Raw genomic sequence first — 23,501 nt, 5'->3', positions numbered from 1 at the left:
CCTAGCCTAGCGCCAGCCATAATCCAACGCCCATCATTAACGTGCCGGCAATGCGGTTAAGTAAACGAACATTGCCGCTTTTTCCCAGCGTTTTACGCAGCGTTTTACCGCCGACGGCATACACCAACAGGCTGGCAAACTCGATCAACAAAATAACCACAATCAGCAGAACCAGCTGGCTACCCAGCGGGCGGCTGCTATCCAAAAAGGGGGGCAGCAGTACCATAAAAAATGCCCACCCCTTCGGATTAGCCACAGCGGTCACAAACCCTTGCATGGCAAGTGTTAGCCGCCCGGCGGCAGGCCCCGCATTTAGTTCACTGGGTATCGCCATACGCCCACGAGAGCGCCACATCATAATGCCCAAATAGGCCAAATAAGCGCCGCCCACCCACTTGAACACCGTGAAGAGTTCAGGCTGACGGAGCATTAAGGCGGCTACCCCAGCGCCTGCTGCTGCGGCGACCAGCCCTACGCCCACCAGCTCTCCCATCATCATCCACAGCGTACGTTTCACGCCTTGGGTCATGCCCAGCACCATGGCAAGCGTCATGCACATACCCGGCGTGAGTGACACAAATAAAAACGTGGGTACAAATATAGAGAGCGTGGCCCAGTTCATTGCTTATCCTTAGACATGTTATCGGCTTCATCCTCGCCCCAGCGAGGCATCAAGGTATGCTGAATGCCCAACTGATTAAGAATGCGTGCCACAATAAAATCAATGAGGTCATCAATGGATTGCGGGCGGTGATAAAACCCCGGGGCGGCAGGTAAAATAACAACCCCCATGCGGCTTAGCCCCAGCATGTGTTCCAAATGGATAGGCGAAAATGGGCTCTCCCGGGGCACCAGCACTAGCGTTCGGCGCTCTTTAATCGCGACATCGGCCGCCCGCTCAATCAGGTTGTTACTTGCCCCAGTGGCAATAGCCGAGAGCGTTCCCGTCGAGCATGGGCATACCACCATAGCCGAGGCCGCTCCAGACCCGGAGGCAACAGGCGCCATCCAGTCCTCTCGCCCAAAGCAGCGGATTTGGCCAGCCGCGGCGCCGCTACGCTCTCTCAATGCAGCAGCCAGCCGTTCTGGCTGAGCAGGCAGGCTAATGTCGGTTTCCGTGGCAATCACCATGTGTGACGCTTTGGAGATCATGACCCACACTTCATGGCCTGCCTCTACCAATACGTCTATCAGCCGCAGGCCATACTGCGCCCCAGAAGCGCCCGTTAATGCCACGGTGATCGGCTTTTTGAACAGGGAATCTGTACTCACGCGTTCAATTCCTTGGCCGTTAAGGCATTTAGTAGACGTTCATGTACGCCATCAAAGCCACCGTTGGACATCACCACAATCCGATCCAGCGGTTCGGCATGGCGAACAACCGCCTCTACCAGTGTTTCAATCTGCTGATAAAGATGAGCTTTAGCACCTTGCTCAGCTACCAGCGCCTCCATCGACCAATCAATACCGGCAGGTTGATACCAATACACCTGGTCCGCACCAGCGATGCTGTCGTTGAGTCGATCGCGTAGCGCACCTAACCGCATGGTATTGGAACGTGGCTCAATGACCGCCAGCAAGCGCCCTTTGGTCGTTGTGGCACGCAAGCCTTGCAAGGTCGCCGCAATCGCCGTGGGGTGATGGGCAAAGTCGTCAATGACTTGAACGCCCCCCACTTCTCCACGCACTTCCTGGCGCCGTCGTGGCGTTTCGAAACGCGCTAGTGCTGCGCATGCCCGGGCTAAATCAACTCCGCACTCGTGGGCAGCCGCCAACGCTGCCAAGGCATTTCGCGCGTTGTGAACGCCACTTAACGACCACTCGACGACGCTATCCTCTTCGCCCTGGTCTGTGCGGTGAATCACCTGAAAACGGCTGGCATCAGGGCGCTCAAGGCAGAGCTGCCACGCACTTTGGGACTGCTCACCAAAGTGCTTAATGGGTGTCCAGGCTCCCATCGCTATGACGCGCTCTAGCGCTGGCTGTTCATCGGCTACTAGCAGGCGCCCTTGGCTGGGTACGGTGCGCGCAAGGTGATGGAACTGGCGTTCAATAGCAGCTAAATCCGGAAAGATATCCGCATGATCAAACTCAAGATTATTGAGCACAGCAATATCGGGGCGATAGTGTACAAACTTGGAGCGTTTATCAAAAAAGGCCGTATCGTACTCATCTGCTTCAACAATAAAAGGCCCCTGAGGATCCCCCAGCCGCGCGGAAACACCAAAGTTACGCGGCACACCGCCAATTAAAAAGCCCGGTACTTGGCCCGCGCTCTCCAATAGCCAGGCCAGCAAACTGGCGGTGGTGGTTTTACCATGGGTACCGGCGATAGCAATTACCCGCCGCCCTGGTAACACATGCTCAGCAAGCCACTGCGCTCCTGAGGTATACGGCAAACCGCTGTTAAGTAGCGCCTCTACTTCAGGATTTCCGCGTGACAGCGCATTCCCCACTACCACCAGGTCAATCGAAGCACCAAGGTGCTCTGCTCGATAACCTTCCATTAACGTAATGCCTGCTTCAGCAAGCTGAGTACTCATCGGAGGATAGACGTTTGCATCTGACCCGCTAACCTGATGGCCCTGCTCGCGCGCGAGCAGCGCAAGACTACCCATAAAGGTGCCGCAGATACCGATAATATGGAGATGCATGGTTTCTGTCCCTGAACAACGTAATAAACACAGCTTAAAATAGCTGAAAAGACTAGCATGCTCGGCTTGTTTACTCACCCAGAAGCAAGGATTTAAGCACACCTGGGGGTTAGAAAATGCCCCAATATACGTATAGCGAGCGTCGCCAAGTGACAAATGCGTTCGATTATTGCAGGATGCGCGCACGCTTGTTTAAAGCCCACCTGTTGGCGCGTAGCATCGCTGTTTCCAATGACGTACTTTTTCTAAGAACGCTGACCCATGCCCCAGGGTTAGCGATGGAGTTTATTATGCGTGTATTAATTCGCTATTTTTTCCGTGGTGTTCGTTTGGTGCTGGCACCGGTCATGCTTATCAGTGAAAAACTCTCAACGCCTAACGCGATTGAGCGTGCCCCCGCCGATCAAGCGCGCGTCGACCAGGCTTGCCAACGCCTAGCCCTTTATCAATTCCGTACCTGCCCTTTCTGCATTAAGGTGCGTAAAGAAATTGCCCGCTTAGGACTAACCATTGAGCTGCGCGATGTTCAGCATGACCCCGCACATAAGCAGGACCTCCTTGAAGGCGGCGGCAAAACCAAAGTGCCTTGCTTAAAGATTCACCACGAAGATGGTCGCGAAGAGTGGCTGTATGAGTCTGATGATATTAATGCATGGCTGCATCAGCAATTTGGAGCTTAAAACCGTGCTTGTTAGAACCGTGCTCGATAGGCATTAACGTCAAACTGCACATCGATGTCGATTCCCTCAGCCCGGCTGGGCGCGTCGTCCAGTGCAGTTTGCAACGCCAATACGCCTTCGACACGTCCAGCAATATGAATGTGGCTGCCTTGCTGCTCAAGCTGCGTCAACGTGACGGTAACACTGCCTCCTTCAGAGGTGTAAAGCGGCGGTACGGTGGTGCTACCGATCAGTTGTACCACTTGGGCATCGATAAGCTGGTTGTCTTCAACCGCCAGGCTAATAGACAACCCTTCGTAGGCGTCCCTTTGATCAGGCTCGACAAACCCTGTGATAGTGATTTGGCGTTGATCGCCAACCTCTACAAAAGAAGCATTGGAGTCACGGCCCTGGCTCAGCACAAACCACTCCCGCGGCTCGCCGTCCAGCATGCCGTCAATAGTGTCAGACTGTGCGGTTAATGGAAGCCAACCGATTAACACCAGAATGATCCATTGATTCCATTTCATCATTTTCAGCCTGCCTTCCAGCGGGTCACTAATGGCTTTCGTGGGCTGATACCAAACGCCCGTTTATTTTTCATCTACGACTTTAGACTAGCTTGCACTCCAGTATTCACTGCTACAAGCCCAATCATTCAATAGTTGAATAGGGTCTATCACTATTTCGATTGTATGACGCATTCAACACTCTCTATGTTAATAGGATAGCTTACAAGCTGACCGTGTCTGCTTTGCTGTCTCGCCAATAGCGTTTAGACGGTAATGTGAACAATAAAATTATCAATAAGACGGGAACGATTATGGCGCTCAAAAAAAAGATACTGGCCACTATTGTCGGTGCAACTGTTGCGGGTAGCGCAGTGCTCCCTTTGACAGCAAACGCTGAAACGTTGCGCATTGGCTACTCCGCCGATCCGGAAACGCTTGATATTCACGAACAACTTTCCGGCGGTATGCTGCGTTTCTCCCACTTGGCGTTTGATCCTCTCGTCCGCTGGACCAAGGACTTTCAGTTTGAGCCCCGCTTGGCAACTGAATGGGTACAAACAGACGATACGCATATGCGCATGACGCTTCGTGAAGGCGTCAAGTTTCATTCGGGTAACGAGCTGACGGCTGAAGACGTGGTATGGACGATTGAGCGCTTAAAAGAGAGCCCTGACTACCGCGCCATTTTTGAGCCCATTGCTACCGCCGAAGCGGTTGATGACTACACGGTGGAAATCACGACGACGACCCCCTATCCGCTGTTGCTCAACCTGGCGACCTACATTTTTCCCATGGATAGCCAGTTCTATACTGGTGAAACCGAAAATGGCGTCGATAAAGCGGAGATCGTAAAAGCAGGCAACTCGTTTGCTTCACGCAATGTTTCCGGTACCGGCCCCTTCGTTCTTACTGACCGTCGCCAAGGCGTACGTGTCGATTTTGAACGCTTTGAAGATTATTGGGATACTGAAAGCGAAGGCAATGTCTCAAGCATTGTACTCACGCCGATTGCGGAAAACGCCGCGCGCGTAGCAGCCTTGCTCTCAGGCGGCGTCGATTTTATTGACGCTGTGCCGCCGAATGATCTGGAGCGCGTTCGTGAAGCAAGTGACGTTGAGCTTTTCGAAGTACCGGGCACGCGTATTATCGGCTTCCAGCTTAACGAAGAACAAGTTGAAGCCTTCAAAGACGTGCGCGTTCGTCAAGCCGTTGATCTTGCCATCAACCAGGAAGGCATCGCTGATCGCTTAATGCGTGGCTTTGCGACGCCTGCTGGGCAGTTTTCACCGGAAGGCTACTCCGGTCACAACCCGGATCTGGTACCACGCTATGACCTGACCCGCGCTCAAGAGCTAATGGCGGAAGCGGGTTATGAAGACGGCTTTAGCGTTGACATGATTGCGCCCAACAATCGCTACGTCAACGACGCACAAATTGCCCAAGCGGTAGCGAACATGCTATCGCGTATCAATATCAACGTTAACCTGCGCACCATGCCGCTTGCCCAGTACTGGCCAGAGTATGATACCCGTCAATCGGATATCGCCATGCTTGGCTGGCATTCGGATACTGAAGATACTGCCAACTTCTTCCAGTACCTCACCTTCTGTATTGATGAAGAGAGCGGTGCGGGCCAATACAACTATGGCAATTACTGCAATGAAGAGATCGACGCGCTGGTCACTGAAGCCGACAGCGTAACCGATCTTGAGCGGCGCAATGAAATGCTGCGTGAAGCAGAAGCCATGCTGTATGAAGATGTTGGTTTTATTACGCTGCATTGGCAGAACCTTGCGTATGCCGCTGCCGAAGGCGTTGAGATTGAACCTGTCGTTAACGCCATCGACTTCCCCTACTTGGGCGATCTCGTTATTAACCGCTAAGTTTGACTAACGGTTTGTAAATTGCCTGCACGGATGCTTCGCTCTCCAGCCAACTGGAGGGCGAAGCGCTTGTTGTGTCAAAACCCATTGCGAAATGTTTAACGGCACTGACCTCTACTTCCTTTGCTAAACACTATTACATAGGTGGCGTACGCCATGATTGCCTTTTTAATCAAGCGGCTGATGCACGCGGTATTGGTGATGTTCATCATCAGCGTGCTGGCCTTCGCCATCCAGGATAACCTGGGTGACCCGATACAGCAGATGGTTGGACAATCGGTCCCCGAAAGTGAACGAGAGGCCCTGCGCGAGCGCTTGGGGCTTAATGATTCTTTCATGGTGCAGTATGTGCGCTTTGCCAAAAATGCCGTACAAGGCGATTTTGGCAACTCCTACTTCTACCGCGAGCCGGCACTCAGCGTTATTGCACGCCACCTGCCAGCAACGCTTGAGCTCGTCTTTGCGGCCACCTTAATTATCGTGGTTTTTTCGGCACCTATCGGGGTGTACAGCGCTATCAAACCGCGCTCGATTATCTCGCGTTTTTTTATGGGGGCATCGATTATCGGTATTTCGATTCCGGTGTTCTTAACCGCGATTGTATTAATTCAAATTTTTGCTATCGGCATTACCGTCTCAATTTTTCCCGAAGGGACCGCGTGGGGGGCCTGGTTAAACAGTGCGCTATCCACTCAAGGTAATATGCCCTCGTTTGGGCGCGGTTATGACCTGGTGCACGTGTTTGGCTATTGGGATACCAACCTGGCCACCTGGAGCGGCCTGCAACACCTGGTGCTGCCCGCCATTTCACTCGCCTCTATCATGCTGCCGCTGTTTATTCGCTTGATCCGCGCTGAAATGATGGAAGTACTGCAGTCTGAATACGTCAAGTATGCCCGCGCCAAGGGCATTTCAATGCGCCGCGTCTATTTTGTCCACGCGCTTAAAAACACCATGCTACCGGTGATCACCGTAGGCGGTGTTCAAATCGGCACGATGGTGGCTTACACCATTCTGACCGAAACCGTGTTCCAGTGGCCGGGCATGGGCCTGATGTTTTTGGATGCGATCAACCGGGCTGATATCCCGCTAATCGTGGCCTATCTAATGATTGTCGGTGTCATTTTCGTGGTGACCAACACCATCGTGGATTTGATTTACAGCTTTGTGAACCCCACCGTAAAACTGACGGGTAAACCCGCATGACGATGACAACAAAGAGCGTGCCCAAGAGCAAATCGCCCAGCCATTTCCAACGCTTTCGCGACTCCTATTTATGGTACAGCTTCAAGAGTGACCGCACGGCACAGCTCTGCCTGGCGGTATTTATCTGCCTGGTAGTGGCTGCCTTTGCCGCGCCTCTTATTGCACCTACCGATCCCTACGATTTGCGTCAGATCGATATTATGGCCTCCGAATTGCCACCGTTCTGGGTCGACGGAGCGGATGAACGCTACTCACTGGGCACCGATGCCCAGGGCCGAGACCTTTGGTCGATTATTTTGTACGGTACGCGAGTATCGCTTTTGATCGGCTTTGGTGCGGTGATCTTGCAGGCACTTTTAGGCGTAACGTTTGGCCTAATGGCAGGCTATTTGGGCGGCCGTGTGGATGCCTTTTTTATGCGCCTGGCGGATATTCAGCTGTCATTTTCCACCTTGATGGTGGCTATCGTGGTCGGCGCTGTGGTGAAGGCCACCTTGGGTAGCTCTTTTTATAGTCAATACGCAGTACTGATGCTGGTACTGATTATTGGCTTGGCCGAGTGGCCACAATACGCCCGTACCGTGCGCGCTTCCGTACTTGCCGAGAAAAACAAGGAGTACGTAGACGCTGCACGAGTAATGGGACTGCGCAGCAAACGGATCATGTTCCGCCATGTGTTGCCTAATACGTTATCGCCTATTTTCGTTATTTCTACCGTGCAAATTGCCAACGCCATTATTTCTGAAGCGGCGCTGTCGTTTTTGGGCCTGGGAATGCCCGAGACCCGTCCATCGCTTGGTTCGTTAATCAAGGCAGGCTTTGACTACATTCAATCAGGCTCCTGGTGGATCACGCTAATTCCCGGTGCGGTACTGGTAGTGCTGGTGCTGTCTATCAATCTATTGGGCGACTGGCTGCGCGATGTCATGAACCCACGACTCTATAAAGGCTGAGGGCACCATGGCATTACTTGAAGTTTCCCAACTGGATGTACGGTTTGGCCTGCGCCAGGGCGAAGTACGTGCACTGCGTGATGTTAGCTTTACGCTAGAGCGCGGTGAGCGTTTAGGCATTGTAGGCGAGTCTGGTGCTGGCAAATCGGTTGCGGCGTTTTCGCTGCTTAATCTGATTGCCAAGCCCGGATTTATTGCCGGTGGCAGTATTACGTTTGAAGGACAAACGCTGAATACCATGTCGGAGCGCGGGCTGCGTAAAATACGTGGCAACCGAATCTCAATGATCTTCCAGGATCCAATGATGACGCTGAACCCGGTGTTATCGATTGGCGCTCAAATGGTGGAGTGTCTAAAAGCTCACCGACGAATTTCCTCTAAAGAGGCCCGCGCCATTGCACTGGATAAATTACGCCAGGTGCAAATTCCCTCACCGGAAAAGCGTCTGGAACAATACCCTCATGAACTTTCCGGCGGCATGCGGCAGCGCATTATTATTGCCATTGCGTTGCTGCTTGACCCGGACATCATTATTGCCGATGAGCCTACAACGGCGCTGGATGTCACCATTCAGGCAGAAATCATGGCGCTATTGCTGGATCTCTGCGAACAGCACAATGTCGGGCTTATTTTGATTACTCACGACCTTGGCGTCGTGAGTCAGGTCACTCAACGCATGCTGGTCATGTATGCCGGCCGCGTGATTGAACAAGGGCCAACGCGTGAGATCATTAATGACCCGCAGCATCCTTACACCCAAGGGCTGATTAATGCCCTGCCCCAGATGGCAACGCCCGGTGAAAGACTGAATCAGATCCGTGGCAGTATGCCTTCGCTTTCCAATCTCCCCAGCGGCTGCGCCTTTCACCCGCGCTGCGACTTTATTAAGCGCGCCGATGGACAAACCCGCCCCGCTTGTATTGAGCAAGTGCCCGGATTTGTACAAGCGGGCAACTGCCAGGTAGCTTGCCATATGGTGGCTGAACTGCTGGAAGATCGTCGTTTAAAGGAGGAAAGCCAATGAGTACGCAGGCAAGTGCGATGGCAGAGCATCACATCCCCGCTGAAAACGTCGAAGAAGCCCAAGTACTTCTGCAAATCCGCGATCTCAAAAAGCGGTTTTCGCTATCAGGCGATTTTCTTGACCAGTTGCGATTTAAAGGCGGCAAGCTCGTTCGTCACCAGGAACACGTACACGCTATTAATGGCGTAAACCTGGAGATAATGCGTGGCGAGGCACTCTGCGTCGTTGGCGAATCCGGCTGCGGTAAATCGACCGTTGCCCGTACAGTCATGGGGCTCATTACGCCATCTGTAGGCGAGATTCACTATGATGGTCAGCGCATTGACCATTTAAGCTCGCGCCATTTGCTGCCGTATCGCAAGCGCATGCAGATGATCTTCCAAAACCCTTACGCGTCGCTTAATCCGCGGATGACCATCCAGCAAACACTGGAAGAGCCACTGCGCTTGCACCACCCCGCATGGAACCGTCAGCAGATTGCCGATAAGGTCGAAGAAGTAATGAGCTCGGTGGGCATTGACCCAGACTGGGGCAAGCGTTTTGGTCATGAATTCTCCGGCGGCCAGCGTCAACGTATTGCCATTGCGCGAGCGCTGGCAGTGGACCCTGAGTTTATTGTTGCTGATGAGCCCATTTCAGCGCTGGATGTCTCTATTCAGGCACAGGTGCTGAACCTGTTGATGGAAGCCCAGCACGCGCGCAATTTGACCTACCTGTTTATCACCCATGACCTTGCGGTAGTGGAGCATTTTGGTACGCGGGTTGCCGTGATGTATCTGGGCACCGTGTGCGAAATAGCCACGACCTCGACTCTGTTCGCCAAGCCCCGCCACCCCTACACCCAAGCACTCCTTTCATCTATTCCGCGCCTTGAAGATGACCGGCCACAACATATTCGCCTTAAAGGTGAGGTGCCAACGCCGGTTAACTTACCGAGCGGCTGTGTTTTTCATGGTCGCTGCCCGTATGCCAATGCGCGCTGCATTCAAGAAATCCCGCAATTAAAAATGCAGGATGACGGCACGCGTGTAGCCTGCCACGCTGTTGAGGAAGGCCGCCTATGAAGCGTAGGCATTTACTGGCCAGTCACGCCATCTCACTGCGAGGTAAAGCATGGAAATTCGCTGGCTAGAAGACTTTATTGCCCTGGCCAGGACTCGGCACTTTTCACGTGCCGCTGATGACCAAAACGTAACCCAGCCGACCTTCTCTAGACGGATTAAACTGTTGGAAGAAGAGATGGGCATTACGCTCATTAATCGCCAAACGCTACCGCTTTCGTTAACCCCCGCCGGAGAGGAGTTCCTCACCTTATGCGAACAGGTAACGGAGCGCGTTCGTTTAACGCGTGACCGATTGCGCGAGATTAATGCCGGTCAACAGCGGCGCATTATGGTAGCCGCCCCGCAAAGCCTGCTGGGGAATTTCCTGCCTGAATGGCTAGCGTCTACCGGCTGGCAGGACCATGTACAGCCCTACCTGCGCGCAACCGGGTGGATTGCTCACGACTATTTTCAAGCGTTAATGCGCGCAGAGTGCGACCTGGCTATCTGTTACTGGCCTGCCGGGCGTTGCGATCTGGATATCGATACAAGCGCTTGTACCTATCGGGTGATCGGCCATGAGCGGCTAATTCCCGTGACAGGCCTTGCCCCTCAAGGCGAGCCTTGTACCGTTTTACCGGGCACACGCCAGCAGCCCTCGCCTTGGCTTGCCTACCCCAAGCGAGGCCTGCTGGGCTCTGCAATAAAGGCACACCTGGCCAGATTACCTCAAAGCACCCACCTGGTGGCACAAAGTGAAAATCTGTACGCGGCAGGTATAAAAGAGCTGGTACTGCTGGGATATGGCATGAGCTGGCTGCCAGAGCGCAACGTTTCACATGAGCTCGCCCAAGGCACCCTTGTCAGAGCAGGCGATAGCCGCTGGGATGTGCCCATGGAGCTGCGCTTATACCGCCATCAGCATCAGCACCATGCAGAACTAGACAAACTCTGGAGCGAACTCGCCCCGTCACGTAGTTAACAGGATAGATTTTCATGTCAACAACGCTTTTTAACCTGCAGCTTGATCATATCGTTCATTTACAGCATGCCTATGAGCAGGTGTTAACAAAGTACGGCTTTGACAGTCTGGTGATTTATAGCGGCCACGCCAGCCATCATTTTGCTGACGATCATGCCGCCTCTTTCCAAACCTATGGCCATTTTATGCACTGGGTAGGCCTTGCGGACATTCAGCACAGCTGGCTAGTCATTGAGCCTGGTAAAAAACCGCAGTTTTATCTGCATGCGCCCGCTGATTTTTGGCATCAGCCTACTCAGCTACCCGATGAGCCTTGGCTATCCGTCATTGATGTACATCAGTGTGCCCACGCACGCGCACCTCATTTAGAGGGCCGCAGCGCCGTCATCGGCGATATAGCAAGCACGGCGCCCGATATTCAGCAAGCGCTGAACGCTGAAACAGCCCCTGATGAGGTTGTGCGAGCGCTTGATGAACTTCGCATGTTCAAAACACCTTACGAAGTTGCCTGTCTACGAGAAGCCAATCACCTTGCAATGGCAGGTCACGAGGCCGCCCAAGCCGCCTTTATTGGCGCTTCAGGCGAGCTCGATATACAACTGACCTACCTAGCGGCTAGCCGACAGCGCGAATCTAACGTTCCCTACCAGAATATTATTGGTTTGAATGGACATGCAGGCGTCCTGCACTACCAACATTACGATATAACACCACCCAGCCAGCGCTACAGCTTGTTAGTAGATGCCGGGCGACGCTTTAGAGGTTACTGCGCAGATATCACCCGCACCCACGCAGGGCCTGATGCCCCCGCGATTTTTGAAGAGCTGGTAACGGCGCTACACCATCTAAAAGATGACATTATTAGTCGCATCGAACTGGACGCCTCTTTTGTTGAGTTACACCAGCAAATGCACCAAGCCCTGGGAAGCGTCCTCGTTGCCCATGACATATTTAAAGGCACCGTCGAGCAAGCGGTAAGCGAAGGAGTCACTCGCGCCTTCTGCCCACACGGTTTAGGTCACTCCCTGGGACTTCAAGTGCATGACGTAGCCGGTTTACGTCACCCTGATGGCTCAGCGGCCCCCGCCCCCAGCGAACATCCCGCCCTGCGCTTAACGCGTATTTTGAAACCCGGCATGGTGGTAACCGTTGAGCCAGGACTCTACTTTATTCCGATGCTCCTAAACCCGTTGCGCGACACATCGCTTCCAATTAACTGGACGCTGGTGGATCAGTTAATGTCCTGTGGTGGTATTCGTATCGAGGATAACGTAGTGGTCACTGAAAATGGTTACGATAATCTGACCCCATAAGGCCCGTAGCAGAACCTGTTGTTAAGTCGTAACAAAAACACCCGGCGCAAGGCCGGGTGTTAGATGATATTTTGAAGCTGGCTTATGCCTTAGAAACGGAATGTCACGCCACCGCCGATGGTGACCGGGTCCATATCGACTTTACCGATATGCTCGCCATCACGTTTGATCTCGCCATCAACATCCGCATAGCTTACGTAGCCATTCAGTAACACGTTCTGGGTGACTGCTAAATCCACACCGGCTTGGCCGATAGCGCCATAGCTTCTGCGTACGTCAATATTGTCAGGACCACCCGAGAAGCGTGTGTAGTTAAGACCTGCGCCAACGTACGGCTGAACACGTGAATCCAGCCCACCCATGGGGTAGTAATTTACTAATAAATTTACGGGTAAGCGGTCAATGCTTCCCAGGTCTTGTGATGCCGCATTGAGCTGATGTTCAAACTTTTCAGAACTATTAAGCTCAACACCCACTTTATCAGTAAATAGATAACCAGCGCCGAACGTGAAGCCTGTCTCGCTTTGAACGTTCAGTGACTCTCCATTGATATTGCCGTTGCCTGATCCTGTATCGGTTTGAGCGACGCCACCACGAACAAATGCATCGCCAGCGTTGTACGCTAAGGCAACCTGGCTTGCCAGTGCTAAGCCAGCAGTTACCACAGCGGCTGAAATTAATTTCATATTGCTCATTAGGTTCACCCTCTATGCATTTTAGCTTGGGATTGGTGTCGACCAACCGGCTTACCTATACAATATATACCAATCGAACAGTGTTTCCAAATTTCTTGTGACATTCTTGTTATATGTTGAAAATGTTAACTCTTTTCTTCAAACATAAAAAAAAGCCCCCCGAAGGGGACCCAAGTGGAGCACGCCAGCTCACACGGTGTATCGCAAAACGGTCATTACCGTGGCGATGTAGTAAAGAAGGAAGAGCATCCAATGTGGCTAGTGATGCTGTTCATTTGCTTCTTATTTACGATATAGCCAACTGCGTGCCAACATCCTAAAAATCATTAAAATACAAAAATATACACAAAGCGCCTGCACTCAACTCGCCTACCTCAATATCTCATGCGAAGAAAGTGCACCAACCCTGTTCGTGCTTAGGTAGTTTTGCCCCCTAAAGGTACCGTGTGTGCAAAAAGGTACTGTGTGTATCCATTGGGTCTTGGTGTTTCTATTTAACGCCATCGGAATCGGCTGTTGGCCCCGACACCTACCCTCACGTACACTTGTTTGAATACGTTTTCGACCCGTCGAGGCACTCTTCATGGCGTTTGACTCTACTTCTTCCTACATTGCCACTGATGCACTAAAGCAAGCGGTTAACGCGGCGATTGTTCTTGAACGGCCGTTGCTGATTAAGGGCGAGCCTGGCACCGGTAAAACCCTGCTCGCGGAAGAGCTGGCCGAGTCATTGGGCACTCAGCTAATTACCTGGCATATAAAATCCAGTACCAAGGCAGCCCAAGGGCTTTATGAGTACGATGCGGTTAGCCGGCTGCGCGATTCTCAGCTAGGTGTCGAAGGCGTGGAGAACGTGGCCAACTACATAAAGCCCGGCAAGCTGTGGGAAGCCTTTACGGCCGATGAACGTGTCGTGCTTTTGATCGACGAGATAGATAAGGCCGATATCGAGTTTCCGAACGACTTGCTCCAGGAACTGGATCGCATGGAGTTCCACGTTTACGAGACCGGTGAAACGATCCGAGCCGATCAACGCCCCATTATTATCATCACGTCCAATAATGAAAAAGAGCTACCCGATGCATTTCTGCGCCGCTGCTTTTTTCATTACATTGAATTTCCCGACCGAGCCACTCTGCAGGCGATAGTGGATGTGCACTTTCCGGATATTGCACCGCGGCTGGTCGGCGAAGCGCTGAACGTATTTTTCGAACTACGTGATGCGCCCGGCCTTAAGAAGAAACCTTCAACCTCTGAACTGGTTGATTGGCTTAAGCTGCTAATGGCGGATGAAATTGCCCAGGAAGCGCTCTACAACCGCGACCCAGCCAAGGCACTGCCGCCCATGGCCGGCGCACTGGTTAAAAACGAGCAGGATACCCAGCTGCTTGAACGCCTGGCGTTTATGTTACGCCGTCAGAAAGGCACAGGTCGTTAAGCCATGTTTATTGGTCTGTTCGAAACCTTAAAGCGTGCGGGCGTGCCTGTGTCGCTGCGTGAGTTATTGGACCTGCACGCGGTGGTTGAACGTGGCGTCGTATTTGCCGATATGGAAGCATTTTACCAAGTCACTCGCACGGTAATGGTTAAAGACGAACGCCACTTTGACCGCTTTGATCGTGCGTTTGCTGCCTGGTTTAAAGGCCTTGAAGACATGGACGCCGCCATTGAGGCGTTGATTCCCGATGACTGGCTGCGCCGGGAATTCGAAAAGCAGCTGTCTGATGAAGAGAAAGCCAACATTGAATCGCTAGGCGGCCTGGAAGCGCTGATCGACACCTTTAAAAAACGCCTAGAAGAGCAAAAAGAGCGCCACGCAGGCGGTAACAAGTGGATTGGCACAGGCGGCACTAGCCCATTTGGCGCCTATGGCTATAACCCTGAAGGCATTCGTATCGGCCAGGAAGGCTCACGCCATCGCCGCGCAACAAAGGTATGGGATGAACGGCGCTTTCGCGACTATGACGACTCTTTGGAGCTGGGTACCCGCAATATCAAAATGGCGCTGCGCCGACTACGTAAGTTCGCCCGCCAGGGTGCAGTGGAAGAGTTCGATGTCGACAGTACTATTCGTGAAACAGCGCGCGATGGGGGCTTACTAAACGTTCAGATGCGCCCTGAGCGCCACAACGCCGTTAAGGTGCTGCTGTTTCTGGATGTAGGCGGCTCCATGGATGACCACATTCGCGTTTGTGAGGAGCTGTTTTCGGCTGCCCGATCTGAATTCAAGCATCTTGAACACTACTACTTTCATAACTGTTTATACGAAGGGGTCTGGCGACATAATTCAAGACGCGGCAGCGAGCGCATCCCCACCATGGACGTGCTCCACACTTACGGCGCGGATTATCAGGTAGTCATCGTAGGCGATGCGGCCATGTCACCTTATGAGATTACTCACCGAGGTGGCAGCGTCGAGCATTTTAATGAAGAGCCCGGCGGCGCATGGCTGAAACGCGTCTGCGAGACCTTTCCCCACTTGGCATGGCTTAACCCTATGCCACCTCGCGCTTGGGAGTACACGTATTCCACGCAGTTGATTCGTGACATTATTGAGGACCGCATGTACCCCATGACACTGGAAGGGCTGGAAAGCGCCATGCGCGAGCTGGCCAAAAAGTAGCCTCGGCCAGCTCACAGGATAAGCATGCTCAGAGCGTTGCGGGAAACTGGTTCAAGCCGTTTAGAAAGTCCTGCTTGGCGCTTTCAAATGCTTTTGGGTCGTGCTTAAAGCGTCGTAAAATGAGCGCCTCATCCAACACAACGGTCGCGGCCAGTTCGCCTGCATTACTGGCCGGATGGCGGCCGCTTAAGCCAATGCGTTTGCTGTCAGCGCCATCAAACCAGCGCTTGATACCGCTCGCCTGATAAACCGCCTCCTGCTCCGCATTATCCACCTCAACGCGCAGCGGCGCTTTAAGCGCCAATTCGCTGATGAGCCGCTGCTTGGCGCCTTGCTCAAACTCGCAGGCGTGAGTAATCGTCATGCCTTCGCCCGCCTCATCCAATACCAACAGCGCCAGCGACAACGGCTTACCTGCGCCATCAACACCCGCCACCAAACGGGCTATTTCCTGGGTAAACAGCACCTTGCGCGTACCGGCAAACACCACCAGCGGGGTTAATCCTGCCTGCTGACCATAAACGCTAGCGCACAGTTGCGCTAAACAGGCATCTCGCTGCCCCGCTTCTTTAATCTGAACTACCTTCATGACGCTCTCTTTTACGCTGTTGCGACCAGTATCAGCTACGTTAACGCCGCAAGGTTAGAGGATACCGACGCGGCATACCAGCCAGAATTTATCCTTATGACAGCATCAGCAAAGACACAACTGCAAGGCAGACGACCAGCCCTGCTTGCTATCAGACCATTAAGCTTGCTGGATAAGCTTAATAATTGCCTCTATTTCCAAATGCGCCTCCAGCGAATCCGCTAAACGCTCAAGCTCTTTTTCGCGATGGGCCAGGTAATCCACTTGGCCTACTTCGGTCAGCCCAAAGCGCTTCAAGAGCGTTTGGCACGCATCAGGATGGTCAAACAAGCCGTGCAGATAGGTACCCATTATTTGTCCATCGTCACTAACAGCCCCTTCGTGACGGTTTTCCAAATCAAATAGCGGGTTCGCCAGCGCCGCGCCCTCGCTAACCCCATTATGGATCTCATAACCGGTGACACTGGCCCCTTCAGGCAGCAGCTGACCCACAACGTTACGCAACTGCTTGCCCGAGACCATCTGTGTGGTAAGCGACAATAACCCAAGCCCCGCAACGCGCGCTGGTGGACCTTCAAGGCCGTCTGCGTCTTCTACCCATTCGCCCAACATTTGAAAACCGCCGCAAATACCCAGCAGTTTGCCGCCATAGCGAAGGTGACGTTTAATGGCCACCTCCCATCCTTCGCGCTTTAGCCACGCCAGATCGTGGGCAGTGCTTTTACTGCCCGGCAATATGATGACATCTGCCGCGGGAATCGGTTGGTCCGGTCCAATAAAATGCAACGCCACGTGAGGATGAAGGCGCAGCGGGTCAAAGTCGGTATGGTTACTGATACGTGGAAGCGCCGGCACAACAATAGTTAATGGCGCTGCCTGCGCTGTTTTTTGGGTGAGGCCAACGCTATCCTCAGCATCCAGTAATAATCCCTGCAGATACGGCAAGGTGCCGAACACAGGTTTACCTGTCCGCTGGGTCAACCACTCAAGCCCTGGGTTCAGCAGGCCAATGTCGCCGCGAAAACGGTTGATAATAAATCCCCTGGTACGCGCCTGCTCGCTTTTACTGAGCAATTCAAGCGTGCCTACCAACTGGGCAAATACGCCTCCTCGATCAATATCGCCGACCAGTAATACGGGGCAATCTGCCGACTCCGCAAACCCCATATTCGCGATATCGCCCTTTCGCAGATTAATTTCGGCAGGGCTGCCTGCCCCTTCGGCAATAATGACATCATAACGGCGCTGCAATGCATGCCAAGCGGCCATGACACTTTCCTGAGCAGTCCGCTTAAAGGCGTGGTAATCCAGCGCCCCCATATGGCCGTACACCTTACCGCGCAAAATTATCTGAGCGCCACGGTCCGATTCCGGCTTAAGCAGCACGGGGTTCATATCACTATGAGGTACCACGCCAGCGGCCTGTGCTTGTAGAGCGGTAGAGCGGCCGATTTCTCCGCCATCTTCCGTTACGGCACTGTTCAATGCCATGTTTTGAGGCTTGAAAGGAGCCACACGAAAGCCTCGACGTTTAAGCACTCGGCATAGCCCGGCGACCACGGTGCTCTTACCTGCATCTGACGTGGTGCCTTGAATCATTAAGGTGGCCATGCGACATGCTCCATACGTTCAGTTAGCCCAGCAAAGGCCGAACTGTAGCGAGCACTCTACAAGGATGCAACGCACATCAAGGGCAAAGAAGACCACCCTTGCGACGGCACCCCCAGCAGGCTTAGCGATTCAAACAAGCGCTTTACACGCCCTCAGCCCTCCTGGCGTGATAAAGCATCTGATTGTTTAACCTGAAAACAGAGATGGAAGTTGCTTAATAACGCCGGCATGGGCTCATCTTCTGTGAGCCTGTCGGGCGGGTTTAACGTAAACGTGTGGTTGTTCATCAGCGCGGCCAGTACCGCACTGGTCACCAGCAGGACGATATTTCTTCCGGGACAAATACCCGGCCCTCCGCTAAAAGGCAGCAGTGGCCAGTGTTTAAGTTGCTCAGGGTTTAGCCAAATATCGGGCGCAAAGCGGTTGGCGATGTCCAATGTGCGGTCATCACGGTGAAAATAGGGCGCATGGATAAGCAGCGTGGTATTGGTAGGCATTTCGCCTTGCGACCAGCACGTTCGCTCTGTTGTTTCGCGCAGAATAAGGGGCGTTGTTGGCCACAACCGCAAGGCTTCCAGCACACAGGCTTGTAAAAAGGGGTTGTCTGGCGGTGGGGAGAGGTTAATTTCACGCTGAGCCCGTTCAGCCTGAGCCGGATGGGCGCATAGCAGCGCCAACGCTCGAAACGTCGCCATACCGGCAGGCTCAAACGCAAATAGCCACTGAGGCATCTGGCCCACAGGTTTTGCCTGGCTCCCGATGGCGTAATGGGACACCTTCGCCGCCAGGCTATTGGTTTCAGACTGATCGACATAGTGCGCTAAACGATTATGAAATTTTTGCCGTAACCGCTTGCGCTTGGGACGCATGAATCCCCAATTAGCAGCCTTACGCAGTTGAATAAGTTCTTGGGTGAGCGGGTAATCATCCCGAGCAGCATCCCCCAACACCACGCGACGCACGACACGGTTCCAGGCATCAAAAAACAAGGGCCAGTCCAGCTTATTATTATGATGATAAACGGCCTTTAAGAGTGCGTTTACCTCCTGCTCAGCCACTTGGGTAAAGTGATCAGAAAAACGGTGCATCGGACAACCGCTTTCTAAAACGTCTTCATTTAACCGCCGCCGCTCTTCGCGGGCCTTACCCTTTGAGATCAACGCTACATCCGGTTCAAAATGGGCAAGTGCGCTCTTTTTTGCTGATTCAGCCGTGGCGAAGGGCTCGGGCGTTTCCTCTATTACCCGGGTTGCATCATCCGGGTCTAATATCAATGCCATGGGTTTGAACGGTGTTTTAAAAAGTAGCGGGCCCTTTCCATATTTATTATTAAACGCCTGTACTTGTTTAATGGAGCGCTTGTCCAGTGCCCATCGCTCAGCAACGTGCATAACGCCTGGGCGGCGAATAATGACGCCCTTGGCAATATTGGGCGCCATGACCTTAAACAAGAACGATACTGTTTCGCTAAACGATGCCGTGGGCAGTGAATCGGTGACGGTTTCCTTTGCCATTAGCGCTCTCCTTTTAAATCGTCCATGAGAGCCAAGTCTAGATGCCCCTTAACGCACCGCAAGCGAAACGCTTTAAATCTTTAGCCTTTCAAACCTTTGTTAAAATAAAATAATTTTATGAGTAATAATTAAAGAAATCGGCAAATGCTTTTACCATCGTAAAACTAAAAAAATGGGATCTTTACCGATTGTTTGCTTATTTCACTATTTCGTACAATAAAGAAGAATAACCATCTAACTGCTCAAGGCTCTTCACTGGCCTACTAGCGATAGGCTTCTGGCAGACATTGCCGCCGTTTTCGGGTATTTTGGCAGCCCTCTTTTACCCAAAATTAACGGCTATAAATGCAAGATTTACTCAATGAGATCGCAAGGGCAATGGCCGCCGAAACCGAGCGTGGTAAGGTGGCCGACTATATCCCTGAGCTTGCTCATGTGGATCCCCAACAATTTGCCATTTCTCTTGCCACCGTAAAGGGCGAGCGCTATTCCGCCGGTTGTGCCACTACCCCTTTCTCAATTCAGAGTATCTCGAAGGTATTTACGCTGACGATTGCACTGGGAAAAATGGGTGATGCGCTTTGGTCCAATGTAGGCCGTGAGCCATCGGGTGATCCATTTAACTCTATCGTTCAACTTGAGCACGAAGGGGGCAAACCGCGGAATCCCTTTATTAATGCCGGAGCGATAGCGGTCGTTGACGCCATCATGATGGGTCATGAACCCAGGGAAACGCTTGCCGAACTGCTAAGCTTTGTGCGCTATATCGCGGACGACGACAGCATCTGCTTTGACCATACTGTCGCTGCTTCTGAAATGGCGCACCGTGACCGCAACGCCTCGCTTGCCCACTTTATGAAAGCATTTGGCCGCCTGCGCCACGATGTCGATAAAGTCTTGGGTACCTATTTTCACCAGTGCGCCATTGCCATGAGCTGCCAACAGCTTGCTCACGCAGGGCTATTTTTGGCGTCTGATGGCGTTAACCAGCCCAGCAACATTCGCGTCGTCTCCCCTCAACGAGCTCGGCGTATTAACTCGTTGATGATGATGTGCGGGCATTACGACGCCTCAGGTGAGTTTGCTTTTCGGGTGGGGCTACCAGGAAAAAGTGGCGTCGGTGGCGGCATCCTGGCAATCGCCCCAGGCCAAGGCGCCATTGCTGTCTGGTCACCAGGCCTGGATGAATATGGCAATAGTCTGCTGGGCACGAAAGCACTTGAAATGTTTGCTCAACGCACCGGCTGGTCAGTGTTTGGGCATTAAATCGCTTCAACGTCCAGATTGATCAAGACACGCTTCATACACCGCTAAATCCCCGGCAGAAAAGCAGCAAAACGTAACCGCCTCAACGGTAGAGCCCTGCCTTAGAGCCTCGCTCACCGTTGAGACAGCAATCCATGCAGCTTCTTCAATAGGATAACGGTATACGCCCGTGCTTATGCTTGGAAACGCCACCAAGCGTGCGTTTACCGATTCAGCCAGAGCCAAGCAGCGCTGATAGCAAGACGCCAATAATTCAGCTTCGCCGCGTGTTCCGCCGTGCCATACAGGGCCAACGGTATGGATAATAGTACGTGCTGGCAGTTTAAAGCCTTCGGTCAGTTTTGCATCGCCAGTGGCGCAGCCACCCAGCGTTCGGCAGGTATCAAGTAGTTCCGGTCCGGCCGCACGGTGAATGGCGCCATCTACGCCTCCGCCACCCAGTAATGAGGTGTTAGCCGCGTTAACAATGGCATCAACATGAAGCGTAGTGATATCGGCTTGTATCGCGGTAATGTTCATTTAAAACCTCCTTGTTGACTATTTAAATGCACCGAGCGGCTCCACTTCAGGTGTTAAGTGCGCCAGCTCCCAGGCCTGCACCATCTGCTTTTTAGCGACGCCCCAACGGTAGCCGCCTAACGCCCCGCTTTGCTGGATAACACGGTGGCAAGGGATCCATAACGCAATTGGGTTAGCACCCACCGCATTGCCTACGGCTCGCGACGATTTAGGCATGCCCAGCGCTTGAGCAATATGCGTATAGCTTGCCAACTGGCCTTCAGGAATGGTGAGTAGTGCTCGCCATACTGCGACTTGGAAATTGGTACCGGTCACGTGAAGCGATAACGTACCAGGTTTTGTTTTAGAAGTTGCCAATAGCGCATCCACCACATACGCCGTCGCCGCTGGGCGATGATTGAGCGAGCTTCGCGGCCACTCCTTGGCAAGCCGCGCCAGCAGTTCATCAGCGCTCGTAGCATCCACAAAGCCCATACGGCAAACGCCGCGCGGAGTCACCGCTACCAGCACGCTGCCCAAGGGCGTTGCATGCACGCCGTACTCGATACAGACGCCCTCCCCTTGACGTTTATGCTCTCCAGGCGTCACCGCTTCTAACTGCACAAAGTGATCATAAAGCCGAGAGCCACCGCTCAGCCCAAGCTCATGGGCAACATCCAGTAATGCCCGCGGCTCTTTTAATAACTGCTTACCCCTCTCCAGGGTGAGGGCCTGCAAAAAGCGCTTGGGCGAAATACCTGCATAGCGGCAGAACAGGCGCTGAAAATGGTAGGCACTTAAATGCACATGAGCCGCAACCTCTTCCAAACTGGGTTGCAATACCGCCCGCTCGACCATGTAGACCATCGCCTTTTCGATACGCGCATAATCATCCATTGCCGGTTCCTCTGTGTGATACCGAAGCTCTCCTAGCTTAAGCGCTCCCTAGCGGCCTGCCGACCCGAATCTTGCGCATATCAATTTTATACAATACGCCGTCGCCACGTCATCGCATACTCCCCTCACTGTTTAGGAGGATCACAATGTGCATTTCGCTATTACTCCCCATGTCAGCCTTTGCCCTTGCCGCATCCATTTCCCCAGGCCCCGTCAATTTGATATGCCTCAGTAGCGGCACCCACTACCCTATTGTTAAAGGGTTAATCTTTGTGACAGGAGCCACACTAGGGTTTATAGCGCTGTTTCTAGGAATTGGTGCAGGGCTTTACGCTTTACTCACCACCGTGCCTCTACTTGAAGTGTTACTTCGTTGGGCCGGAGTAGCGTTTCTGCTTTATCTAAGTATCAGGTTAGCAATGGATGACGGCAAGTTGCCTGTGCAAGCAACCACCAAACCGCCTGGTTTTATAACAGGTGCGCTCATGCAATGGCTAAACCCCAAAGCATGGATTGCATCGGCGTCTGGCATTGGCGCTTATACAATGGGTAACGACCCGGCTCAAATAGCCATGTTCGCGGCGCTTTACCTGCCTATTTGCTGGTTATCGTTAGCCAGCTGGGTTTACGCGGGGGCTTTCTTAAAGCGCTACATTCAAACGCCTCGATTGTTAGTCGCTATTAATCGACTGCTTGCAGCGTTATTGGCTGCTAGCTGCCTATTTTGCGAAGCTCTATATACGGCATTTTGGGTCACGCCAAAAAACAGGAGCTGCGAAAGGAGAAGAGTGTGGGGGCATCTGTTATATCTCAGCCAATAAGAGAAGTGATGAAGAGTAAAATGACCCTACCGCCTGCGTGTCGCCACCTCACCGCTCACGCTAGACAATACCATGGGACTGACCCAGTATGTACCGCCGTATTAGTCCGCCGATGTAGACCCCATCCATGGCCATTATCTCAAAAAGTCCTAAAGTGTGGTTCGAGCGCATTAACGGCTCAAAGAATATGCTATGGCTACTGGGCGTGTTCTCATTTCTTGAAACCATTATTTTACCCATTCCCATTGAGCTAATACTCATCCCGCTAATGGCAGCCAACAAGCAGCGGATCTGGCTTTTGGCTACCATCACTACATTGGGCTGTCTGATCGCCTCCCTGGTGGGCTACAGCGTAGGCTTGCTGTTATTTACGTCGGTAGGCACATGGTTTATCAACGTCACCGGTATGCAGGAGAGCTTTCAGGCGTTTCAACTGTTTTTTAATCAATACGGTTTCGCTGCCATTATAGCCATGGGCATCCTGCCTATCCCCTTTCCGATAGCCATGATAACGGCGGGCATTTCGGGCTACCCTGTCTTGCTATTCTTGCTGGCGGCATTAATTGCTCGTGGCCTGCGCTACTATGGCTTAGCCTGGCTGGTTTATCGCTTCGGTAATCGAGTGCTGTTGCTATGGAAGCGCCATGCGTTGTTTACCAGCTTGATAGGCGGCGTAATAGTGCTGTTGATTGCTCTGGGGCTACAAGCACTCACGCGCTTGATGATGTAACCGACATAAAGCAGAAGACTAGGGAAGT

Annotated in this window: 23 protein-coding genes; 13 read left to right on the top strand and 10 right to left on the bottom strand. The window is 52.8% G+C overall.

Features of this window, described 5'->3' with window-relative positions; genetic code table 11:
* Position 1 precedes the first annotated feature (1 nt).
* Genes INT20_RS08930 through mpl form a run of 3 tightly spaced genes read right to left on the bottom strand, consistent with a single transcriptional unit; the run spans position 2 to position 2,654 of the window.
* Positions 2–622 carry a LysE family translocator gene (locus INT20_RS08930; protein ID WP_172118359.1) on the bottom strand — a complete coding sequence of 207 codons (621 nt, stop codon included), beginning with the start codon at positions 620–622 and terminating at the stop codon, positions 2–4.
* Positions 619–1,272 carry a flavin prenyltransferase UbiX gene (locus INT20_RS08925; RefSeq protein WP_287077089.1) on the bottom strand — a complete coding sequence of 218 codons (654 nt, stop codon included), beginning with the start codon at positions 1,270–1,272 and terminating at the stop codon, positions 619–621. Before INT20_RS08925 ends, INT20_RS08930 begins: the two co-directional genes overlap by 4 nt.
* Positions 1,269–2,654: a UDP-N-acetylmuramate:L-alanyl-gamma-D-glutamyl-meso-diaminopimelate ligase gene (gene mpl, locus INT20_RS08920; protein WP_193053143.1), complete on the bottom strand. Its 1,386-nt coding sequence runs from the start codon at positions 2,652–2,654 to the stop codon at positions 1,269–1,271. Before mpl ends, INT20_RS08925 begins: the two co-directional genes overlap by 4 nt.
* 290 nt (positions 2,655–2,944) lie before the next feature.
* On the opposite strand from mpl, the gene INT20_RS08915 reads away from it, so the two are divergent.
* Positions 2,945–3,334, top strand: coding sequence for a glutaredoxin family protein (locus tag INT20_RS08915; RefSeq protein ID WP_193053180.1), 390 nt, complete (start codon positions 2,945–2,947; stop codon positions 3,332–3,334).
* An 11-nt stretch (positions 3,335–3,345) separates the two neighbouring features.
* Here the strand turns inward: INT20_RS08915 and INT20_RS08910 are convergent, their stop codons facing one another.
* Complete coding sequence (locus INT20_RS08910; protein WP_226912108.1) at positions 3,346–3,846, bottom strand: hypothetical protein; 501 nt, start codon at positions 3,844–3,846, stop codon at positions 3,346–3,348.
* A 290-nt stretch (positions 3,847–4,136) separates the two neighbouring features.
* Here INT20_RS08910 and INT20_RS08905 point away from each other — a divergent pair, with 290 nt between their 5' ends.
* The 7 genes from INT20_RS08905 (at position 4,137) to pepQ (ending at position 12,229) form a co-directional block, all read left to right on the top strand.
* Positions 4,137–5,708, top strand: coding sequence for an ABC transporter substrate-binding protein (locus INT20_RS08905; RefSeq protein ID WP_193053144.1), 1,572 nt, complete (start codon positions 4,137–4,139; stop codon positions 5,706–5,708).
* 156 nt (positions 5,709–5,864) lie between these two features.
* Positions 5,865–6,914, top strand: a complete 1,050-nt coding sequence (locus INT20_RS08900) for an ABC transporter permease (protein WP_193053145.1) — start codon at positions 5,865–5,867, stop codon at positions 6,912–6,914.
* Positions 6,911–7,867 carry an ABC transporter permease gene (locus INT20_RS08895; protein ID WP_193056805.1) on the top strand — a complete coding sequence of 319 codons (957 nt, stop codon included), beginning with the start codon at positions 6,911–6,913 and terminating at the stop codon, positions 7,865–7,867. The genes INT20_RS08900 and INT20_RS08895 overlap by 4 nt, the downstream gene beginning before the upstream one ends.
* 7 nt (positions 7,868–7,874) lie before the next feature.
* The gene (locus INT20_RS08890; RefSeq protein ID WP_172118205.1) at positions 7,875–8,891 is read left to right on the top strand and encodes an ABC transporter ATP-binding protein; all 1,017 of its coding nucleotides are present in this window, start codon (positions 7,875–7,877) and stop codon (positions 8,889–8,891) included.
* 17 nt (positions 8,892–8,908) lie between these two features.
* Positions 8,909–9,955, top strand: a complete 1,047-nt coding sequence (locus INT20_RS08885) for an ABC transporter ATP-binding protein (RefSeq protein ID WP_193053182.1) — start codon at positions 8,909–8,911, stop codon at positions 9,953–9,955.
* A 49-nt stretch (positions 9,956–10,004) separates the two neighbouring features.
* Complete coding sequence (locus tag INT20_RS08880; protein ID WP_193053146.1) at positions 10,005–10,916, top strand: LysR family transcriptional regulator; 912 nt, start codon at positions 10,005–10,007, stop codon at positions 10,914–10,916.
* Positions 10,917–10,930: 14 nt separating this feature from the next.
* Positions 10,931–12,229 (top strand): Xaa-Pro dipeptidase, encoded by a 1,299-nt coding sequence (gene pepQ, locus INT20_RS08875; RefSeq protein WP_193053147.1) that lies wholly within the window; start codon positions 10,931–10,933, stop codon positions 12,227–12,229.
* 89 nt (positions 12,230–12,318) lie between these two features.
* Here pepQ and INT20_RS08870 read toward each other — a convergent pair whose 3' ends face one another.
* Positions 12,319–12,924 (bottom strand): OmpW/AlkL family protein, encoded by a 606-nt coding sequence (locus tag INT20_RS08870; RefSeq protein ID WP_193053148.1) that lies wholly within the window; start codon positions 12,922–12,924, stop codon positions 12,319–12,321.
* Positions 12,925–13,507: 583 nt separating this feature from the next.
* Here INT20_RS08870 and INT20_RS08865 point away from each other — a divergent pair.
* Entirely contained in the window at positions 13,508–14,362 is an 855-nt protein-coding gene (locus INT20_RS08865; RefSeq protein ID WP_172118209.1) for an AAA family ATPase, read from the top strand.
* A gap of 3 nt (positions 14,363–14,365) precedes the next feature.
* Entirely contained in the window at positions 14,366–15,547 is a 1,182-nt protein-coding gene (locus INT20_RS08860) for a vWA domain-containing protein (protein WP_193053149.1), read from the top strand.
* Between the two features lie 28 nt (positions 15,548–15,575).
* Here the strand turns inward: INT20_RS08860 and INT20_RS08855 are convergent, their stop codons facing one another.
* From INT20_RS08855 to INT20_RS08845, 3 genes are all read right to left on the bottom strand, one after another.
* Positions 15,576–16,136 (bottom strand): hypothetical protein, encoded by a 561-nt coding sequence (locus tag INT20_RS08855; protein WP_193053150.1) that lies wholly within the window; start codon positions 16,134–16,136, stop codon positions 15,576–15,578.
* A gap of 159 nt (positions 16,137–16,295) precedes the next feature.
* A complete protein-coding gene (locus tag INT20_RS08850) occupies positions 16,296–17,747 on the bottom strand; it encodes a cobyric acid synthase (RefSeq protein WP_193053151.1) in 1,452 nt (483 codons plus the stop codon).
* A 152-nt stretch (positions 17,748–17,899) separates the two neighbouring features.
* A complete protein-coding gene (locus tag INT20_RS08845; RefSeq protein WP_193053152.1) occupies positions 17,900–19,261 on the bottom strand; it encodes a cytochrome P450 in 1,362 nt (453 codons plus the stop codon).
* Positions 19,262–19,606: 345 nt separating this feature from the next.
* Between INT20_RS08845 and INT20_RS08840 the strand changes: the two genes are divergently transcribed.
* On the top strand, positions 19,607–20,527 hold the full coding sequence (locus INT20_RS08840) for a glutaminase (protein WP_193053153.1): 921 nt from the start codon (positions 19,607–19,609) through the stop codon (positions 20,525–20,527).
* A 6-nt stretch (positions 20,528–20,533) separates the two neighbouring features.
* On the opposite strand, the gene INT20_RS08835 is transcribed toward INT20_RS08840, so the two are convergent.
* Together INT20_RS08835 and INT20_RS08830 are read right to left on the bottom strand one after the other, a co-directional pair.
* Complete coding sequence (locus INT20_RS08835; RefSeq protein WP_193053154.1) at positions 20,534–21,046, bottom strand: O-acetyl-ADP-ribose deacetylase; 513 nt, start codon at positions 21,044–21,046, stop codon at positions 20,534–20,536.
* An 18-nt stretch (positions 21,047–21,064) separates the two neighbouring features.
* Complete coding sequence (locus tag INT20_RS08830; RefSeq protein WP_193053155.1) at positions 21,065–21,922, bottom strand: methylated-DNA--[protein]-cysteine S-methyltransferase; 858 nt, start codon at positions 21,920–21,922, stop codon at positions 21,065–21,067.
* A gap of 146 nt (positions 21,923–22,068) precedes the next feature.
* Here INT20_RS08830 and INT20_RS08825 point away from each other — a divergent pair, with 146 nt between their 5' ends.
* Positions 22,069–22,743 (top strand): LysE family translocator, encoded by a 675-nt coding sequence (locus INT20_RS08825; protein WP_193053156.1) that lies wholly within the window; start codon positions 22,069–22,071, stop codon positions 22,741–22,743.
* Between the two features lie 127 nt (positions 22,744–22,870).
* A complete protein-coding gene (locus tag INT20_RS08820; protein ID WP_193053157.1) occupies positions 22,871–23,473 on the top strand; it encodes a YqaA family protein in 603 nt (200 codons plus the stop codon).
* Positions 23,474–23,501: the final 28 nt, after the last annotated feature.

This window comes from Halomonas citrativorans (genome assembly GCF_014898005.1).
Lineage (GTDB): Bacteria > Pseudomonadota > Gammaproteobacteria > Pseudomonadales > Halomonadaceae > Vreelandella > Vreelandella citrativorans.
Note: the sequence above shows the minus strand (reverse complement) of the source record. Positions and strands in the feature narration are given on the sequence as shown.

What these genes read in the sequence shown, in the direction of transcription:
- INT20_RS08930 (WP_172118359.1), bottom strand. Translation starts at nt 622, where the DNA reads ATGAACTGGGCCACGCTCTCTATATTTGTACCCACGTTTTTATTTGTG.
- mpl (WP_193053143.1), bottom strand. Translation starts at nt 2,654, where the DNA reads ATGCATCTCCATATTATCGGTATCTGCGGCACCTTTATGGGTAGTCTT.
- INT20_RS08915 (WP_193053180.1), top strand. Translation starts at nt 2,945, where the DNA reads ATGCGTGTATTAATTCGCTATTTTTTCCGTGGTGTTCGTTTGGTGCTG.
- INT20_RS08910 (WP_226912108.1), bottom strand. Translation starts at nt 3,846, where the DNA reads ATGATGAAATGGAATCAATGGATCATTCTGGTGTTAATCGGTTGGCTT.
- INT20_RS08905 (WP_193053144.1), top strand. Translation starts at nt 4,137, where the DNA reads ATGGCGCTCAAAAAAAAGATACTGGCCACTATTGTCGGTGCAACTGTT.
- INT20_RS08900 (WP_193053145.1), top strand. Translation starts at nt 5,865, where the DNA reads ATGATTGCCTTTTTAATCAAGCGGCTGATGCACGCGGTATTGGTGATG.
- INT20_RS08895 (WP_193056805.1), top strand. Translation starts at nt 6,911, where the DNA reads ATGACGATGACAACAAAGAGCGTGCCCAAGAGCAAATCGCCCAGCCAT.
- INT20_RS08890 (WP_172118205.1), top strand. Translation starts at nt 7,875, where the DNA reads ATGGCATTACTTGAAGTTTCCCAACTGGATGTACGGTTTGGCCTGCGC.
- INT20_RS08885 (WP_193053182.1), top strand. Translation starts at nt 8,909, where the DNA reads ATGGCAGAGCATCACATCCCCGCTGAAAACGTCGAAGAAGCCCAAGTA.
- INT20_RS08880 (WP_193053146.1), top strand. Translation starts at nt 10,005, where the DNA reads ATGGAAATTCGCTGGCTAGAAGACTTTATTGCCCTGGCCAGGACTCGG.
- pepQ (WP_193053147.1), top strand. Translation starts at nt 10,931, where the DNA reads ATGTCAACAACGCTTTTTAACCTGCAGCTTGATCATATCGTTCATTTA.
- INT20_RS08870 (WP_193053148.1), bottom strand. Translation starts at nt 12,924, where the DNA reads ATGAGCAATATGAAATTAATTTCAGCCGCTGTGGTAACTGCTGGCTTA.
- INT20_RS08865 (WP_172118209.1), top strand. Translation starts at nt 13,508, where the DNA reads ATGGCGTTTGACTCTACTTCTTCCTACATTGCCACTGATGCACTAAAG.
- INT20_RS08860 (WP_193053149.1), top strand. Translation starts at nt 14,366, where the DNA reads ATGTTTATTGGTCTGTTCGAAACCTTAAAGCGTGCGGGCGTGCCTGTG.
- INT20_RS08855 (WP_193053150.1), bottom strand. Translation starts at nt 16,136, where the DNA reads ATGAAGGTAGTTCAGATTAAAGAAGCGGGGCAGCGAGATGCCTGTTTA.
- INT20_RS08850 (WP_193053151.1), bottom strand. Translation starts at nt 17,747, where the DNA reads ATGGCCACCTTAATGATTCAAGGCACCACGTCAGATGCAGGTAAGAGC.
- INT20_RS08845 (WP_193053152.1), bottom strand. Translation starts at nt 19,261, where the DNA reads ATGGCAAAGGAAACCGTCACCGATTCACTGCCCACGGCATCGTTTAGC.
- INT20_RS08840 (WP_193053153.1), top strand. Translation starts at nt 19,607, where the DNA reads ATGCAAGATTTACTCAATGAGATCGCAAGGGCAATGGCCGCCGAAACC.
- INT20_RS08835 (WP_193053154.1), bottom strand. Translation starts at nt 21,046, where the DNA reads ATGAACATTACCGCGATACAAGCCGATATCACTACGCTTCATGTTGAT.
- INT20_RS08830 (WP_193053155.1), bottom strand. Translation starts at nt 21,922, where the DNA reads ATGGATGATTATGCGCGTATCGAAAAGGCGATGGTCTACATGGTCGAG.
- INT20_RS08825 (WP_193053156.1), top strand. Translation starts at nt 22,069, where the DNA reads ATGTGCATTTCGCTATTACTCCCCATGTCAGCCTTTGCCCTTGCCGCA.
- INT20_RS08820 (WP_193053157.1), top strand. Translation starts at nt 22,871, where the DNA reads ATGGCCATTATCTCAAAAAGTCCTAAAGTGTGGTTCGAGCGCATTAAC.